Origin of the sequence: Tessaracoccus flavescens (assembly GCF_001998865.1) — a bacterium.
In the GTDB taxonomy this organism is placed as follows: domain Bacteria; phylum Actinomycetota; class Actinomycetes; order Propionibacteriales; family Propionibacteriaceae; genus Arachnia; species Arachnia flavescens.
The window spans coordinates 974,047-988,837 of sequence record NZ_CP019607.1 but is presented as its reverse complement, the minus strand read 5'-3'; the positions used below and the strand labels follow the sequence as shown (position 1 = coordinate 988,837).

General features: G+C 69.5%; 11 protein-coding genes and 1 tRNA gene. 11 read left to right on the top strand and 1 reads right to left on the bottom strand.

Going from position 1 to position 14,791, the window contains the following annotated elements; translation table 11 throughout:
- Window positions 1–46: 46 nt before the first annotated feature.
- From topA to BW733_RS04785, 11 genes are all read left to right on the top strand, one after another.
- A complete protein-coding gene (topA, locus tag BW733_RS04835; RefSeq protein WP_077348389.1) occupies window positions 47–2,734 on the top strand; it encodes a type I DNA topoisomerase in 2,688 nt (895 codons plus the stop codon).
- A 51-nt stretch (window positions 2,735–2,785) separates the two neighbouring features.
- Window positions 2,786–4,180, top strand: coding sequence for a hypothetical protein (locus BW733_RS04830; RefSeq protein WP_152024573.1), 1,395 nt, complete (start codon window positions 2,786–2,788; stop codon window positions 4,178–4,180).
- Entirely contained in the window at window positions 4,177–4,791 is a 615-nt protein-coding gene (gene tmk, locus BW733_RS04825; protein ID WP_077348385.1) for a dTMP kinase, read from the top strand. The genes BW733_RS04830 and tmk overlap by 4 nt, the downstream gene beginning before the upstream one ends.
- A 235-nt stretch (window positions 4,792–5,026) precedes the next feature.
- Window positions 5,027–5,953, top strand: coding sequence for a sulfite exporter TauE/SafE family protein (locus tag BW733_RS04820; RefSeq protein WP_077348383.1), 927 nt, complete (start codon window positions 5,027–5,029; stop codon window positions 5,951–5,953).
- Between the two features lie 16 nt (window positions 5,954–5,969).
- Window positions 5,970–7,118: a DNA polymerase III subunit delta' gene (locus BW733_RS04815; protein WP_077348381.1), complete on the top strand. Its 1,149-nt coding sequence runs from the start codon at window positions 5,970–5,972 to the stop codon at window positions 7,116–7,118.
- A gap of 86 nt (window positions 7,119–7,204) precedes the next feature.
- A complete protein-coding gene (locus BW733_RS04810; RefSeq protein ID WP_077348379.1) occupies window positions 7,205–8,932 on the top strand; it encodes a DoxX family membrane protein in 1,728 nt (575 codons plus the stop codon).
- Window positions 8,933–9,006: 74 nt separating this feature from the next.
- Window positions 9,007–9,843, top strand: coding sequence for a PSP1 domain-containing protein (locus tag BW733_RS04805; protein WP_077348377.1), 837 nt, complete (start codon window positions 9,007–9,009; stop codon window positions 9,841–9,843).
- Entirely contained in the window at window positions 9,836–11,491 is a 1,656-nt protein-coding gene (locus tag BW733_RS04800) for an alpha/beta hydrolase (RefSeq protein WP_077348375.1), read from the top strand. Before BW733_RS04805 ends, BW733_RS04800 begins: the two co-directional genes overlap by 8 nt.
- Before the next feature lie 46 nt (window positions 11,492–11,537).
- Window positions 11,538–11,610, top strand: a tRNA-Thr gene (locus BW733_RS04795).
- A gap of 159 nt (window positions 11,611–11,769) precedes the next feature.
- Window positions 11,770–13,119, top strand: a complete 1,350-nt coding sequence (locus tag BW733_RS04790; RefSeq protein WP_077348373.1) for a flavin monoamine oxidase family protein — start codon at window positions 11,770–11,772, stop codon at window positions 13,117–13,119.
- 53 nt (window positions 13,120–13,172) lie between these two features.
- Window positions 13,173–14,255 carry a winged helix DNA-binding domain-containing protein gene (locus tag BW733_RS04785; RefSeq protein WP_077348371.1) on the top strand — a complete coding sequence of 361 codons (1,083 nt, stop codon included), beginning with the start codon at window positions 13,173–13,175 and terminating at the stop codon, window positions 14,253–14,255.
- A 1-nt stretch (window position 14,256) separates the two neighbouring features.
- Here BW733_RS04785 and BW733_RS04780 read toward each other — a convergent pair whose 3' ends face one another.
- Window positions 14,257–14,754, bottom strand: a complete 498-nt coding sequence (locus BW733_RS04780) for a GyrI-like domain-containing protein (protein WP_077348369.1) — start codon at window positions 14,752–14,754, stop codon at window positions 14,257–14,259.
- Between the last annotated feature and the right edge of the window lie 37 nt (window positions 14,755–14,791).

The following is a 14,791-nucleotide window of genomic DNA, read 5'->3' as shown; positions in this document are numbered from 1 at the left end:
GCAGGCTATTGTTCGCAATGTTTCCCATCGGAAAGGGGCAGAGCTGATGGCTTCCAAGCGTCTCGTCATCGTCGAGTCACCGACCAAGGCGACCAAGATCGCCGGCTATCTCGGTCGCGACTACATCGTCGAATCGAGCCGTGGACACGTCCGCGATCTGCCGACCTCCGCCGCGGAGGTTCCCGCCAAGTACAAGGGTGAGAAGTGGGCGCGCACCGGCGTCAACGTCGACGACGACTTCCAGCCCATCTACGTCGTCTCGCCCGACAAGAAGGCAACCATCAAGGACCTCAAGTCCAAGCTGGCAGGGGTCGACGAACTCCTGCTCGCCACCGATGGTGACCGCGAGGGCGAGGCCATCGCGTGGCACCTGATGCAGGAGCTCAAGCCGAAGGTCCCCGTCAAGCGCATGGTGTTCCACGAGATCACCAAGCCCGCGATTCTCGAGGCCGTCGAGAATCCGCGTGACCTCGACGTCGCCCTCGTCGATGCCCAGGAGACCCGCCGCATCCTCGACCGGCTCTACGGCTACGAGGTCTCGCCCGTGCTGTGGAAGAAGGTCATGCCCCGGCTTTCTGCGGGCCGCGTGCAGTCTGTCGCCACCCGACTCGTCGTCGACCGCGAACGCGAGCGGATCGCCTTCGTCCCTGCCGGCTACTGGGACCTCGACGTCATCCTCGATGCCGGTGCCGACGCCGACCCCCGCAACTTCCCGGCGCGCCTCGTCGACCTCGACGGCACCCGCATCGCGCAGGGCCGCGACTTCGACTCAAAGGGCCAGGCCAGGAGCCAGGACCTCCTCGTGCTCGACGAGGCGTCCGCCCGTCGGATCGCCGAACTGCTGGCCGAAGCCAAGCTCGGGGTCACCTCCGTCGAGTCGAAGCCATACACGCGCCGTCCCTACGAGCCGTTCCGCACCACCACCATGCAGCAGGAGGCAGGCCGCAAGCTCGGCTTCTCCGCGCAGCGCGCCATGTCTGTGGCTCAGGAGCTCTACGAGAAGGGCTTCATCACCTACATGCGAACCGACTCGATCTCGCTGTCGGGCCAGGCCATCAACGCCGCCCGCCAGCAGGTCCGCGACCTGTTCGGTGAGCGGTTCCTTCCCGAGAAGCCGCGCGTCTACACCTCGAAGGTCAAGTCCGCGCAGGAGGCCCACGAGGCCATCCGCCCCGCAGGTGACACCTTCCAGCACCCGGACCAGACCGGCCTCACCGGCGACACGTTCCGGCTCTACCAGCTGATCTGGCGCCGCACGCTCGCCTCGCAGATGGCCGATGCCCGCGGCGAGTCCGTGACGATCCGGATCGACGCGTTGCTCGCGGGTTCCGCCGACGACGCAAAGGAAGCAGGCCTCGTCGCCTCCGGACGCACCATCACCTTCCCCGGCTTCCTCAAGGCCTACGTCCAGGGCACCGACGACGACTCGGCCACCGACGACGCGCAGACCCGCCTGCCCATCCTAGAGAAGGGCCAGGACCTCGCCGTCGCGAAGGCCGAACCGGCGGGCCACGAGACCCGTCCCCCCGCGCGCTACACCGAGCCGTCGCTCGTGGCGAAGCTCGAGGAACTGGAGATCGGCCGCCCGTCGACCTACGCCTCGATCATCCGCACCATCACCGCCCGCGACTACGTCTTCAAGAAGGGCTCGGCGCTCGTGCCGACCTGGCTCGCGTTCGCCGTCACCAGGTTGCTGGAGGAGCACTTTTCCGAGCTGGTCGACTACGACTTCACCGCCCAGCTCGAGGACCAGCTCGACGAGATCGCGGCGGGCAGGGCAAAGCGGCTGCAGGTGCTCTCCGACTTCTACCGCGGGCCTGACGGTGACGCCCACCAGGGCCTGGAGACGCTCGTCACCGAGCTGGGTGACATCGACGCGAGGGCGCTGTCGACCTTCCCGCTCGGCGACTCCGGCATCGACGTGCGCGTCGGCCGTTACGGCACCTATGTGGAGGCCTCGGACGGCAGGCGGGCCAACGTGCCCGAGGACACCCCGCCCGACGAACTGACCGTCGCCCTTGCAGAGGAGCTGCTCAGCCGCCCCCTCGACGAGGAGCGCCAGCTTGGCACCGACGAGGCCTCCGGCAACCTCATCGTCGCCAAGAACGGCCGCTTCGGACCCTACGTCACCGAGGTGCTGCCCGAGGACGCTCCGAAGTCGGCCAAGGCGCGCACAGGGTCGCTGTTCAAGTCGATGTCGATCGACTCGATCGACCTGGAAGCCGCGCTGAAGCTGATGAGCCTTCCCCGCGTGGTCGGCACAGATCCCGACGGCGTCGAGATCACGGCGCAGAACGGCCGTTACGGCCCCTACCTCAAGCGGGGCACCGACTCGCGTTCGCTGACCAGCGAGGAGCAGATCTTCGACATCACCCTCGACGAGGCGCTCGCTATCTACGCGCAGCCGAAGACGAGGGGTCGGGCGGCCACCGCCGCGCCGCTGAAGGAGTTCGGCAACGATCCCGTCTCCGGAAAGCCGGTCGTGTTGAAGTCGGGCCGGTTCGGGCCCTACGTCACCGACGGTGAGACGAACGCGACCCTTCGCCGCGACGACTCCCCGGAGGAGATCAGCAACGAGCGCGCCTTCGAGCTGATCGCCGAGAAGCGCGCGAAGGGGCCCGCCCCCAAGCGCAAGCCCGCGGCGCGCAAGACGACCACCCGCAAGGCCCCGGCCAAGAAGGCACCCGCGAAGGCACCGGCGAAGAAGGCGCCGGCGAAGAAGGCATCCTCCTGAGCCTCTGTCGGAGCGCAGACATGAGGTCAGTCCCGACACTAGGGTTGCGGCATGGGTAAGAAGCGACGCCGCATGGAGGTCCTGCGGCTGGAGGTTCCCTACAGCTCCGAGGCTCCCCAGCTGACATCCGAGTCGGTCGGACTGCCGCGCGTCATGCGACGTCCGGCGGCGAGCCTCACCATGGACGCGACGATCCTCGACGCGGCGGACGGGCGCCTGCTGCGCGACGGCGTGGTCGTCGCGCACCGCGTGGTCGGCGGGCTGGGGGAGTGGTACATCGCGGCCCCCCGCTGGGCCCCGTCACTTCCCGAGGAACAGGCGCACCCGCTCGGCTCGGACGGGGACCTGCCAGAGGAGTTCGCCCGGCTCCTGAAGCCGATCGTCCGGCACGCCGTGCTCGGTCCGATCGCCGCCATCAACAGCGAACGCGACGAGTGGGCCCTGCGCGACGACGACGGCGAGATCGCCGCCCACGTCAAGGACGAGAAGGTCACCATCCGGCGCAGTGGCATCACGACCGCCCGGTTCCGTGAGATCACCATCACGCCGACCAGGGCGCTCACGGGCCAGCAGCGCGACTTCCTGCTCAGCGCTGCCCGAGCCGTCAACGCGACGGTCGTCGACTCCTACCCGAGCCTGCAGCAGCGCCTCGGAGCGCCCGCGACGGGCCTGACGAACTTTCCCCGCCCCGAGCCCATGCGACGCGACTTCACCCTTGAGGAGTTCGCAACCGAGGTGTTCGCGGAGCACCTTCAGGGCATCGTGCGGGCCGACCTCGAACGCCGGGCCGAGCAGAGCGACGACCTCGGCCCGCTCAACGCGCAGCTGTGGGCCTTCGGACGCGACCTGAGGGGCCTCGCCCCGGTCCTTGAGCCCGGCTGGCGGCAGAGCACGGAGAAGGCGCTCGACGGCCTCCCGTACGAGAGTGCGGCAGACATCGAAGCCCCCGTGCTCGACGTGCTCGACGCGCTGGTCGGCGCGGTGCTCGCGCCCCGGCTCGGCGACCTGTCCCAACGCCCCGCGGCGGAGGTCCTGTTCGACCGCGCCGAGCAGGCCACCTACATCCTCGCCGACCGCTGCCGCGCCCTCGAGCTCGCCTCGCCCGATGACCGGTGGCTCGCCGCTCTACGCGCGGCCGAGCAGCTCGACGTGGCCGCGAGCGTCGCGGCGCCGCTGTTCCCCAAGACCATGGGCAGGTTGCTCGCGCAGCTGGAGGAACTCCTCGACGACCTGCGCGGCTCCGCGCTGGGCGCGATGGACAGCGACCCCGAACTGGACGGGCTCTCCGCAGGCCAGGCGTACCAGCTGGGGCTTGACGCAGAGCGGACCAGGTCGCGGGTCCGGACGCGGCGCGCCCAGTTCATCGAACGCTGGCCCGACCGGGTGATCGCCGCGCGCAAGGCGCTGGCCAAGGCCGAGAAGAAGAGGCAGAAGAAGAAGCGATGAGTGGACTGTTCGTGGTGTTCGAGGGCGGCGACTCGGTCGGGAAGACCACACAGGTCGACCTGCTGAGCCGTTGGCTTGACGAGCGTGGCCTCGCGCACGTCAGGACGCGCCAGCCCGGCGGGACCGAGGTCGGCACCGAGCTGCGCAGGCTGGTGCTCGACCCGGCCTACGGCGACGTGTCCCCGCGGGCCGAGGCGCTCATGTACGCCGCTGACAAGGCCCAGCACGTGCACGAACTGATCGCGCCTGCGCTCGAACGCGGAGAGATCGTGATCAGCGACCGCTATGTCCTGTCGATGATCGCCTACCAGGGTGCGGGGCGCGAGCTGGCCATGGACGACATCGCACACTTCGGCTGGTGGGCCGTCGGCGGGCTCCGACCCGATCTGACCATCCTGCTCGACGCGGACCCCGGCGATGCGGTCGCGAGGATCGCGGAGAAGGACCGGCTCGAACAGGCAGGCATCGACCTGCACCACCGCGCACGGGCCTTCTTCCTCGACCAGGCAGCCGCAGATCCCGACCACTTCCTCGTGATCAACGCCCGCGGCACCCGCGAGGACATTTCGTCCCAGATCCGTCAGAGGGTCGAATCGCTCCTGCCTGGATAAGACTGAACCACGCTGTGGCCGCGGGTATTCCGCGATTCTCCCCACAGCGAAATCCGTCGGAAATAGCCGTTCCGGGCGTTCCCAGACGGCCTCCATGCGTGTTTGACTCCTGCATCAGAAGGAGGCGACATGTTCTATCCCATCGCACGACGCGCGGTCGACTACATGCGCGTCTCCAGCGCCCTGTGTCCGGCCTGACGAGCCCCTCCCCGTCAGATCGAACCCAGGAATCCTCATGCTCAAATTCGTCCTTCTCGCCCTCGTCGGCCTCGCCGCCCAACTCGTCGACGGCTCGCTCGGCATGGCATACGGCGTCACCTCAACCACCCTGCTGCTCGCCATCGGGACCAACCCCGCCATGGCCTCGGCCACCGTCCACCTCGCCGAGATCGGCACGACGCTCGCCTCTGGCGTCTCACACCACCGCTTCGGCAACGTCGACTGGAAGGTCGTCGCCCGGATCGGCATCCCAGGCGCCGTCGGCGCCTTCCTCGGCGCGACGGTGCTCTCCCAGTTGAGCACCGAGGCCGCAGCGCCGCTGATGGCCGTGATCCTGCTGGTCCTCGGCATCTATGTGCTGATCCGCTTCACCTTCTTCGGCATCTCAACCAGGCACCTCGGACGGCGACTCCCGACGAAGTTCCTGGCCCCGCTCGGCATCTTCGCGGGCTTCGTCGACGCCACCGGCGGCGGAGGTTGGGGGCCGGTCGGCACGCCCGCCCTGCTCGCGAGCGGCCGGATGGAGCCCCGCAAGGTGATCGGCACCATCGACGCGAGCGAGTTCCTCGTCGCCATCGCCGCCAGCCTCGGGTTCCTGATCGGCCTCGGTGGCCAGGGCATCGTGTGGTGGATGGCGCTCGCGCTGCTTCTCGGAGGGCTGATCGCGGCGCCCATCGCCGCGTGGCTGGTGCGCCACCTTCCTCCGCGGATCCTCGGTGCGGCCGCCGGATCGGCGATCGTGATCGTCAACATCCGCTCCCTGCTGAAGGCCTTCGACATCCCGTCGGCCGCGCACCTTCCCCTCTACATCGCGGCCTTCACCGTCGCCGTGCTGGCCATCGGCTGGTCGGTGCGCTCGCATCTGCGCACCCGTGGTCAGGAGGCTGCGGCCACGGAGGCTGTGGACGAGGGCGCGACCGAGGGTGATGCTGTCGTCGCCTGATGGCAGGATTGCCCTCATGGGTGACGTCTACTCCGAACTGATCGGCCAGGGGCGCGCGGTGGAGACGCTGCGTCGCGCCGTCGAGGGACGTCGCCACGCCATGACCCACGCCTGGCTGTTCGTCGGGCCTCCCGGCTCAGGCCGCTCCAACGCGGCGAAGGCGTTCGCCGCAGCCCTCCAGTGTCCACGCGGGGGCTGCGGCGAATGCGAGGAGTGCCGCACCACCCTCTCCGGAGCACACCCCGACGTGACGCTGCTTCGCACGGAGCAGTTGTCGATCGGCGTCGACGAGGTGCGTGCGCTTGTCGGAAGGGCGAACCTCAGCCCGGTGAAGGGCCGCTACCAGATCGTCGTGGTCGAGGATGCCGACCGGATCACCGAGCGGGGCGCGGACGCGCTGCTCAAGGGGCTGGAGGAGCCGGCTCCGAAGACCGTGTGGCTCCTGTGCGCCCCCAGCCCGGATGACGTGATCATCACCGTGCGTTCCCGCAGCCGCGTGATCAAGCTGGTCACTCCGAGCGACGAGGCCGTCACCGAACTGCTCGTCCAACGCGACGGCATCCCCGCGGCGCTCGCCGCGCACTCGGCCCGTGCGGCGCAGGGGCACATCGGGCGGGCGCGGATGCTCGCCCGCAACGAGGAGGCGAGGATCCGGCGCAGGGAGATCCTCGCCCTGCCAGGGCGGCTCACGTCGGTGACCGCCTGTCTCGACGCGGCCCACAACCTCGTCGACTCCGCGGCCGAGGAGGCGAAGCAGGCCACCGCCGAACTGGACGCCAAGGAACTGGCCGCGCTCCAGGAGGCGCTCGGGCTCGGCACCCGCGGGGTGAAGCCGCGCAACGCCCAGGCGGCACTGCGAGACCTGGAGGACCAGCAGAAGGCCCGCGTGAAGCGGCTCCAGCGCGACGCGCTCGACCGCGTGCTCACCGAGTTCACCGCGTACTACCGCGACGTGCTCGCCACCCAGACCGCCCCAGAGGTGAGCCTCGTCAACTCCGATCTGGCCGACGAGATCACCCCCATCGCCAGGCGCTCAACGCCGGAGCAGACGGTCCGGGCGCTCGACGCCATCCTGCGCGCCCGCACGGCGCTCGAGGGCAACGTCGCCCCGCTGCTCGCCCTCGAGGCCCTGCTGATCTCGCTCTCGCTCGCAGGCCGGACCTGACCCGCCCGGGCGTGTCACCCCGGATCGACGGCGCTGTCGGTGTCAAGATGTGGTGCAAGAATGCCCACGGATAGGGGAATCGCGACATGTCCAACAACGATTGGCGGCAGGTCGGCACTCCGCGCGAGGCCGATGACTGGAGCCAGGAGCAGGACGACTACGGCGTGCCTGTCGAGGCCAACGAATGGGACGACTACTCCTCGGAGCAGACCGTCCCCGTTCCCACGCCACAGCCCACCGCGCCGGAAGGTGCGAGCTCGGACGAGTCCTCAGAGCCGGTCGTCGCGGACGAGTCGATCTTCCGCTCGGACGCTTCCGAGGCCGACATCGCCGCGGATGAGCCGGTCGCTGATGCTCCCGTGGATCAGCCGATCGCTTACGACGCTCCTGTCGACGAGCCCGACGACGCTCCCGCCGATCAGCCCGTCGCCGACTCGGCCGCGCCCCTTGCCGGTGACGAGACCCGCAGCGACGCCGACGTCGAGCAGGCATCTGGCGCAGACGACCACGGCGCTCAGATCGCCGATCAGCCGTTGGCCGGTGACCGCGCCGACGACGTCCCTCCGCGGCCCACCGTCGTGTTCCCTGAGGACCAGGTCGAACCGTCGCCTGAGGCGCAGCCCGAGTTCTTCGGGGATCCGGACCAGACGATGGTGCGTGAACCGGCCTCCCAGGCGGTCGAGAGCGAGTCCGAACGCGCGGTCGACGCGCCGATCGCCGCTCCCGATCCGGCCGATGAGCGCTTGATCGACGATTCCCACACCGAGACCGTGCTCGACCAGCCGACCGCGGACCGCGACGTCGCTCCCGCAGCTGAGGACGAGCTCGTCCAGGCCGGCGAGCCCACCCTCGGCCCCGTCGACGAGCCGCTGCCGCCCGAGCCGATGGATGCGCCCCTCCCCGCCACCGAACCGGCAGACGACCTGCGTGAGGAGGGTGTCGCCTATGTCGCCCCCGCAGTCGCGGCCGAACGCGAGTCCGTGATCGAGGAGACCAGCTACAAGCCGGCGGACGACCAGGCGCCGCTCGTCGATCAGACCACGACCGCGGACGACGCGGCCAACCCGGAGGACGAGTCCATGACCGAGACCCGGCAGCACGACGCCGCCGCAGCCCCCTTCGCCCGCCCGGTGGGCGCCGAGGAGGCCGCTGCCGTCGGAGCGACCGCCTCGATGGCGGGCCTCTATCGCGACGACAATGGCGAGCACACCCAGGTGATCGACACCCGCGGTTCGCTCGAGGCCGAGGCGGCCGAGGAGGAGCAGCGCGCCGAGCAGCTCCGGCTCGAGAAGGAGGCTCGCGACCAGCGACTCGGACTCGTGGCCACCTCGGAGGCCAACGCCCTGCGCGACCCCGCGCCTCTTCGCCGCCCCGGCGTCGGCGGGTTCGGCAGCTTCGGGCTGCTCGTGCTGCGACTTGTCCTCGCCTTCGTGCTCGGCGTCGCCGCCTGGCAGATCCTCGGCAACGTGACGCGAACCGCCGAATACCTCGAGCAGACCGTCCTGCCGTACACCCGCGAGATCGCGTGGGGCCTCGGGTTCACCCTCGCGGCCATGGCCGTGATGCTGGTGCTCGGGCTCGGGGTGCGGATCGTGGGCCTCCTGCTGGCCGTGATCTCCGGTGCCGCCCTCGCCTTCCTGCGCTGGGGTCCGTTCCCGATCTTCGTGGAGAACATGGAAGGCTTCCGCGGCGACAAGGAACTCGTCCTGCTGGCCATCGGCATCCTGCTGTTCTCCATCGGAGGCGGAAAGGCAGGCATCGACGGAGCCATCTCCAAGGCGCGCTGGAACTCAAGGCAGGCCAAGCGCCACTGATCCTCTGACGCAGACGAGGCCCCCGGTCACCACCGGGGGCCTCATGCTTGTCGGCGCCCGTTAGTCTGTGATCCATGGCGAAGGTGATGGCGGTGGCGTTCGAGCGCCACGGCCAACTGCACTACCTCGACCCGGGCGAACGCGACTACCGGGTCGGGGACTGGGTGCTGTACCCGACAGCTGACGGCGACGAACTGGCCCAGTGCGTGTGGGCCCCCGAGGAGGCGCGCGAGGGGTTCGGTGAACTGCCTGTGTGCGCCGGTCCCGCGGAGCCGTCCGACCATGAACGCGATGAGACCAACCGGCGGATCAGGGCTTCGGCCGCAGAGACGGCCCGCGAGCTGATCGCGCGTCACGGGCTGCCCATGAAGGTCGTCGGGACCGACTACCTCGACCGCTCCGACCAGTTCGACCGGATGGTGGCCGTCTACTTCACAGCCCCCCACCGGGTCGACTTCCGTGCCCTCCTGAGCGAGCTGGCGCGCGCCCTCGAGGCGAGGGTCGACCTGCGCCAGGTCGGCGCGCGTGATGCCGCGAGGTTGATCGGGGGAGTCGGCAGCTGCGGCAGACAGCTGTGCTGCACCACCTTCCTCACCGACTTCGACCCCGTCTCGGCCCGCCTCGCAAAGCTGCAGGGACTTGCGTCCAACCCGCTGCAGATAGCCGGGGCATGCGGACGGCTGATGTGCTGCCTGAAGTACGAACATCGCCTGTATGTCGACTTCCTCAACCGCGCCCCCGAGGTGGGGGAGCGGGTGGAGGTGGACGAGGAATCCGGCGTCGTCGTCGGGCACAACGTCCCGGCGGGTCAGGTGATCGTCCGGACCCGCACGAGCGGGGTGATCCGCTGCCCCCTCGAATCGGTATGTTCGACGCGGCTAGCCCGAGTAGGAGAGGAACCGCATGAGTAGGTCGGTCCAGGTGATCCAGATGATTCTGGCGGCGATCGCGATCGCACTGGTCGGGGCGCTGTTCCTGGGCAACATGCTCGGCGGCCGCAGCCGCGACGTGCCTGCCTCGCCGACCACCGTCGGACCGTACACGCCCGATCCGGTGGCCGAGGGTGAGCGGATGCCCGGCATGCCCGAGAAGAAGATCTCCGAGTACGAGACCTTCCCGGCGGGAAAGAACGACAACGCCGACCGTCAGACCGACTACAAGGCCTCGGGAACGCCCCGCGTCGAGTTCCTCGACTCGCTTGGCGACTACTCCGACTACGCATCCCAGGTCGTCGACTGGGAACTCTGCCCAGATTCCCAGAAGGCGCAGTGCGCGACCATCACCGCTCCGCTCGACTGGGACGAGCCCGAGGGCGAGGCCATCGAGATCGCGGTGCGCCGCGTCCCGTCTGGCGACTCGTCGCGCGGCCCCCTCTTCTTCAACCCCGGCGGCCCCGGGTTCGGCGGGCAGGGCTACGCCGAGTCGATGGCTGGGCGCTTCGTCAACTACGACGCCGTCGGCTGGGACCCTCGCGGGACGGGGCAGTCCACGCACGTCGTGTGCGGCGGGCTCAAGAGCACCGACGCGTTCATGAACCTCGACGGCAGCCCCGACGACGCCGCGGAGGACACGGCGCTGCGCGACGGCGCGAAGACCTTCGCAAAGGAGTGCCGCGACGGCTCGGCCCAACTGCTCGACCACATCACCACCATCGACGTGGTGCGCGACCTCGACCTGCTGCGGCACCTCCTCGGCGCCGAAAAGCTGAACTACGTGGGCGTCTCCTACGGCACCTACGTGGGAGCCACCTACGCGCAGCTGTTCCCCAACTCCGTCGGACGGCTCGTGCTGGACGCCGCCGTCGACATCACGGGAAAGGACGAGGTGCCGCAGGTCGCGGGCTTCGAACTCGCCCTGAACAACTTCACGAAGTGGTGCGCAGGCTCCGATCTGTGTGAGCTCGGCGACGATCAGTTGGCGATCAACGACGACATCGCGTCCTTCCTCTCCGGCCTGGACGCCAAGCCGCTGAAGGTCGGCAACCGCGAACTGACCCAGACCCTCGGCGCCTCCGGCGTCGCCATGTTCCTCTACGAGGACGACACCGCCTACCGCACCCTGGCCGATTTCCTGAAGGCGGGGATGGCCGGTGACGGCGAGCCGCTCCTGCAGGCCGCCGACGCCATGAACGGCCGTGCAGGAAATGGCTACGACACGATCGCCTACGCCTTCCCCGCCATGGCATGCGTCGACGGCGTCGACGAGGGGGCCGCCCCGGTGCTCGAAGACTGGCGCGAGACCTTCGACGAGGCCCCCGTCCTCGCCCCCAACATGGGCACGAGCTACAACTGTCAGTACTGGACCGCAGGCTCGGCTCCCCAACTCAAGCTCACCGCCGCCGGAGCCCCGACGATCCTGGTCGTCGGCACCACCGGCGACTCCGCCACCCCGTACGAGCAGGCCGTCTCCATGGCCGAGCAGTTGGAGTCGGGCACCCTCCTGACCCTGGACGGCGCGGGTCACGGGGCGGTCAGCGGTGACAACGGCTGCATCGGCAAGGCGGTCGACGAATACCTCTACGAAGGGAAGGCGCCGAAGGAGGGCACCACCTGCTCGTAGCCGGTTCGTCAAACCGTGGGCTGGTTCGGTATAGTTCCGTCCTGCTGCCGCCCTAGCTCAGTCGGTAGAGCGACGCTCTCGTAAAGCGTAGGTCACGGGTTCGAATCCCGTGGGCGGCTCGGACAGTGGGACGGATCCTCTTCGGGTCCGTCCCCTTTTCCATGTGCTCAGGTGACAGCGCCCTTAACCAAGGCCGTGCGCTGAGTGATGCAGCGGTCCTTGTAGGCTGAGCATCGCGCCCCGATCACCTCGGGGATGATCTGCGGAGGAGGAGACACGTGTTGGACTGCGCCATCATCGGTGCGGGCCTTGCAGGGCTCGTGGCTGCTCAGTACCTCGTCGACCGGGGACTGAAGGTTGTCGTGCTCGAAGGGCGCGACCGGGTCGGCGGCCGGGTCGAGAACCGTGTGCTGAGCGACGGCGGGTACGTCGAGCTCGGTGGCCAGTGGATCGGCCCAGGCTTCGCCGCACTCACCGAGATCATCGACGACCTCGGACTCACCACCATCGGGCTCCCCGCCAAGGGCAACCTCGTCGTCCGGCTCCGAGGCCAGGCGCTGGAGGTGCCGTCCTCGGACGAGGCTCCCACGCTCACCCCGTTCGAGGTCTCCGACCTCGGCCAGGGCCTGCTGCGGCTCCGTCGCCTCGCCGAGCGTCTGCGTGACGACCCGGCCTGGCGCAAGTCCAATGGGGCCTGGCTCGGTCAGGATCTGCGCCGCTGGGTCTCGACGAACCTGCGCACCCAGGGCGCCCAGCGCCGATTCGCAGAGGTCTACGCCGCCGCGTTCGGCCCGATGCCGAAGGGCGCGACGCTGCTCGAGGGCCTGCACCAGGTCAACTCCGGCCCCGATCTCGAGACGATGCTCGCAAGCAACGGCGGCCTGCACCAGAAGCGCGTCGACGGGGGGATGGCCACCGTCGCCACCGCGCTCGCCGATCGTCTCGGTGACGTGGTCCGACTGAACGCCGAGGCGGTCAAGGTCGCCTACTCCGACCGCTCCGCCACCGTGACGCTCGCCGACGGCGAGGAGATCGAGGCCAAGCAGGTCATCTCGACCCTTCCTCCGCAGCTCGCCGTCGCGATGGAGTACGACCCGCCGCTGCCCGCCTGGCGCAAGGAGGCAGCCGACAAGGTCGCCCCCGGCAACGTGATCAAGGCCTTCCTGATCTACGACCATCCCTTCTGGCGCGACAGGGGCTTCTCCGGCCAGTCCAGCGCAGACCAGGGGGCGGTGCGGGTCACGTTCGACACGACCGCGGACAACTCCAACCGCGGCCACCTGATGGGCTTCTTCGAGGGGGCCGACGCCGACTCGCTTTCGCGCCGCTCCGTCAGCCTGCGCGAGCGCGCCTTCGTCGATTCCGTCGTGCGCACCTTCGGGCAGACGGCAGCCAAGCCGGTGGCCTACATCGAGCGCAACTGGTCGAGCGAGAAGTTCACCGGCGGCTGCCACGGCGCCCACTTCTCGCCCGGCGTGTGGACCACCAACGGCCCGATCCTCGCCGAGCCCGAGGGCGTGCTGCACTGGGCAGGCGCCGAGTACTCGACCCGGTTCAACGGCTACATGGAGGGCGCGGTGCGCTCCGGCCGCGAGGTCGCCGCAGCGGTGGCCCGCGACCTGGCCTGAGCCTTCCCGTCGACGGCGCGCGGGCGACCTCCCCGCGACGCCATACTTGACCCATGCTCACCCGCAGACAGCTCGCCGCGGCACGGCTCGTCGCCCAGGGCCTGATCGCGCCTCACGCGACCGCCCTTGACGCCGTGACCGCCCATGTGGCGATGCAGGGCCAGGACCTTCCAGGAGTCATCGCGAGCACCGCGCTGCGCACGCCGCGACCCGATCCGGTGGAGGTGCTGGCTGAGCTCGATGCCGGGCGGATCGTGCGCAGCTACCCGATGCGCGGAACCGTCTTCCTGATGCCGTCCAGGGATGCCGTGTGGGTCACCCAGCTCTGTTCGGCGCCGTCGCTGCGTGCGGCGGAGGCCAGGCGCCGCCAGCTCGGTCTCGACGAGGGGGCGCTTGCCAGGGCGGAGGAGACGGCGCTGGAGGCGCTCGCCGACGGCCCAAGGTCGCGCCCCGAACTCTTCGGCGTCTGGGAGGCCGCCGGGCTCGCACCGAAGGGCGGGCGCGGCTACCACATGCTCTTCACGCTGATCGCCAGGAGCACCGTGTGCCACGGGCCGTGGAACGGAACCGACCAGGACATCGCGCTCGTCTCATCATGGCTGCCTGCCGGCTCCGACCTGGCGGGACGCTTCGACGGTGAGCGCGTCCCCGCCGTGGCCGAACTGTTGCTGCGCTACCTGAGCAGCCACGGTCCGGCGACCATCCGCGACTTCGCCTGGTGGACGAAGCTCGGCCTGGCCGAGATCCGGGCCGCCCTTCCACTGGTCGCAGGCCACCTGGAGAGCGACGGCGCGGCGGAGCCGAGCTACTGGCGCGCCGGGCTGCTGGACGAGGTCGCCGCCCTGGGGCGGGCGGTGAGCAGGCCGCTGCTGCTTCCCGGCTTCGACGAGTTCATCCTCGGCTACCAGGACCGACTCTTCGCCATGACGCGGGATCAGCACGACCGGCTCGTGCCCGGCAACAACGGGGTCTTCAAGAAGACGGTTGTGCAGGGAGCGCAGGTGGTCGGCATCTGGAGTCGCGGTGGGCGGCCGGGAAGGCGGAGCCTGGAGATCGAGGCGTTCCGGCCCATCTCGGCAGCCGGTGAGCGGGCCCTGCAGAGGCGCTTCGAGGAGTTCCCCTTCGTCGGGCAGTGAGTCAGGCCAGCGTGACGAACAGATCGGTGCGCAGCCGCTCGGGGTCGGCGTCTGGGCCCGGCTCGCTGACGTAGATCTCGCCGAAGCGCCGACCGGGCGTGTGTCCTTCGGTCGACAGCCAACCCATCAGGCTCGCCCACGCGTCGGGGAGCCGGTCGTAGGGGCCGATGTGGGTCAGCGCCGCGAGCGGACCTGGCGGGAGTTCTGAGCCGACGATGTCGTCTTGGGGGTCGGCAAGGGCGGTGTCGACGGGGAAGCCGATCTCGATCGAGAAGGTGGAGGCCACGTCGCCCTCGTACACGGCGATGGCGGGACCGGCGGGCGGGTTGCTCTGCGCGCCGAGCGCGAGCGCGACCTTCGAGTAGGCCGAGTCGAACAGATCGCGCAGGTCGGCGACGGTGACACCGTCGTGGCGGACGACGGCTGTCGGGATGGCCTCGCCTTCGAGCAGGGCGGGCTCGGGCCAGCCGGCGTCGGACGAGATGAGGGTGTCGCTCATGGCAGTCTCCTTTGACCTGTTGGCACCAGCTTAGTCG

What these genes read in the sequence shown, in the direction of transcription:
- topA (WP_077348389.1), top strand. Translation starts at nt 47, where the DNA reads ATGGCTTCCAAGCGTCTCGTCATCGTCGAGTCACCGACCAAGGCGACC.
- BW733_RS04830 (WP_152024573.1), top strand. Translation starts at nt 2,786, where the DNA reads ATGGGTAAGAAGCGACGCCGCATGGAGGTCCTGCGGCTGGAGGTTCCC.
- tmk (WP_077348385.1), top strand. Translation starts at nt 4,177, where the DNA reads ATGAGTGGACTGTTCGTGGTGTTCGAGGGCGGCGACTCGGTCGGGAAG.
- BW733_RS04820 (WP_077348383.1), top strand. Translation starts at nt 5,027, where the DNA reads ATGCTCAAATTCGTCCTTCTCGCCCTCGTCGGCCTCGCCGCCCAACTC.
- BW733_RS04815 (WP_077348381.1), top strand. Translation starts at nt 5,970, where the DNA reads ATGGGTGACGTCTACTCCGAACTGATCGGCCAGGGGCGCGCGGTGGAG.
- BW733_RS04810 (WP_077348379.1), top strand. Translation starts at nt 7,205, where the DNA reads ATGTCCAACAACGATTGGCGGCAGGTCGGCACTCCGCGCGAGGCCGAT.
- BW733_RS04805 (WP_077348377.1), top strand. Translation starts at nt 9,007, where the DNA reads ATGGCGAAGGTGATGGCGGTGGCGTTCGAGCGCCACGGCCAACTGCAC.
- BW733_RS04800 (WP_077348375.1), top strand. Translation starts at nt 9,836, where the DNA reads ATGAGTAGGTCGGTCCAGGTGATCCAGATGATTCTGGCGGCGATCGCG.
- BW733_RS04785 (WP_077348371.1), top strand. Translation starts at nt 13,173, where the DNA reads ATGCTCACCCGCAGACAGCTCGCCGCGGCACGGCTCGTCGCCCAGGGC.
- BW733_RS04780 (WP_077348369.1), bottom strand. Translation starts at nt 14,754, where the DNA reads ATGAGCGACACCCTCATCTCGTCCGACGCCGGCTGGCCCGAGCCCGCC.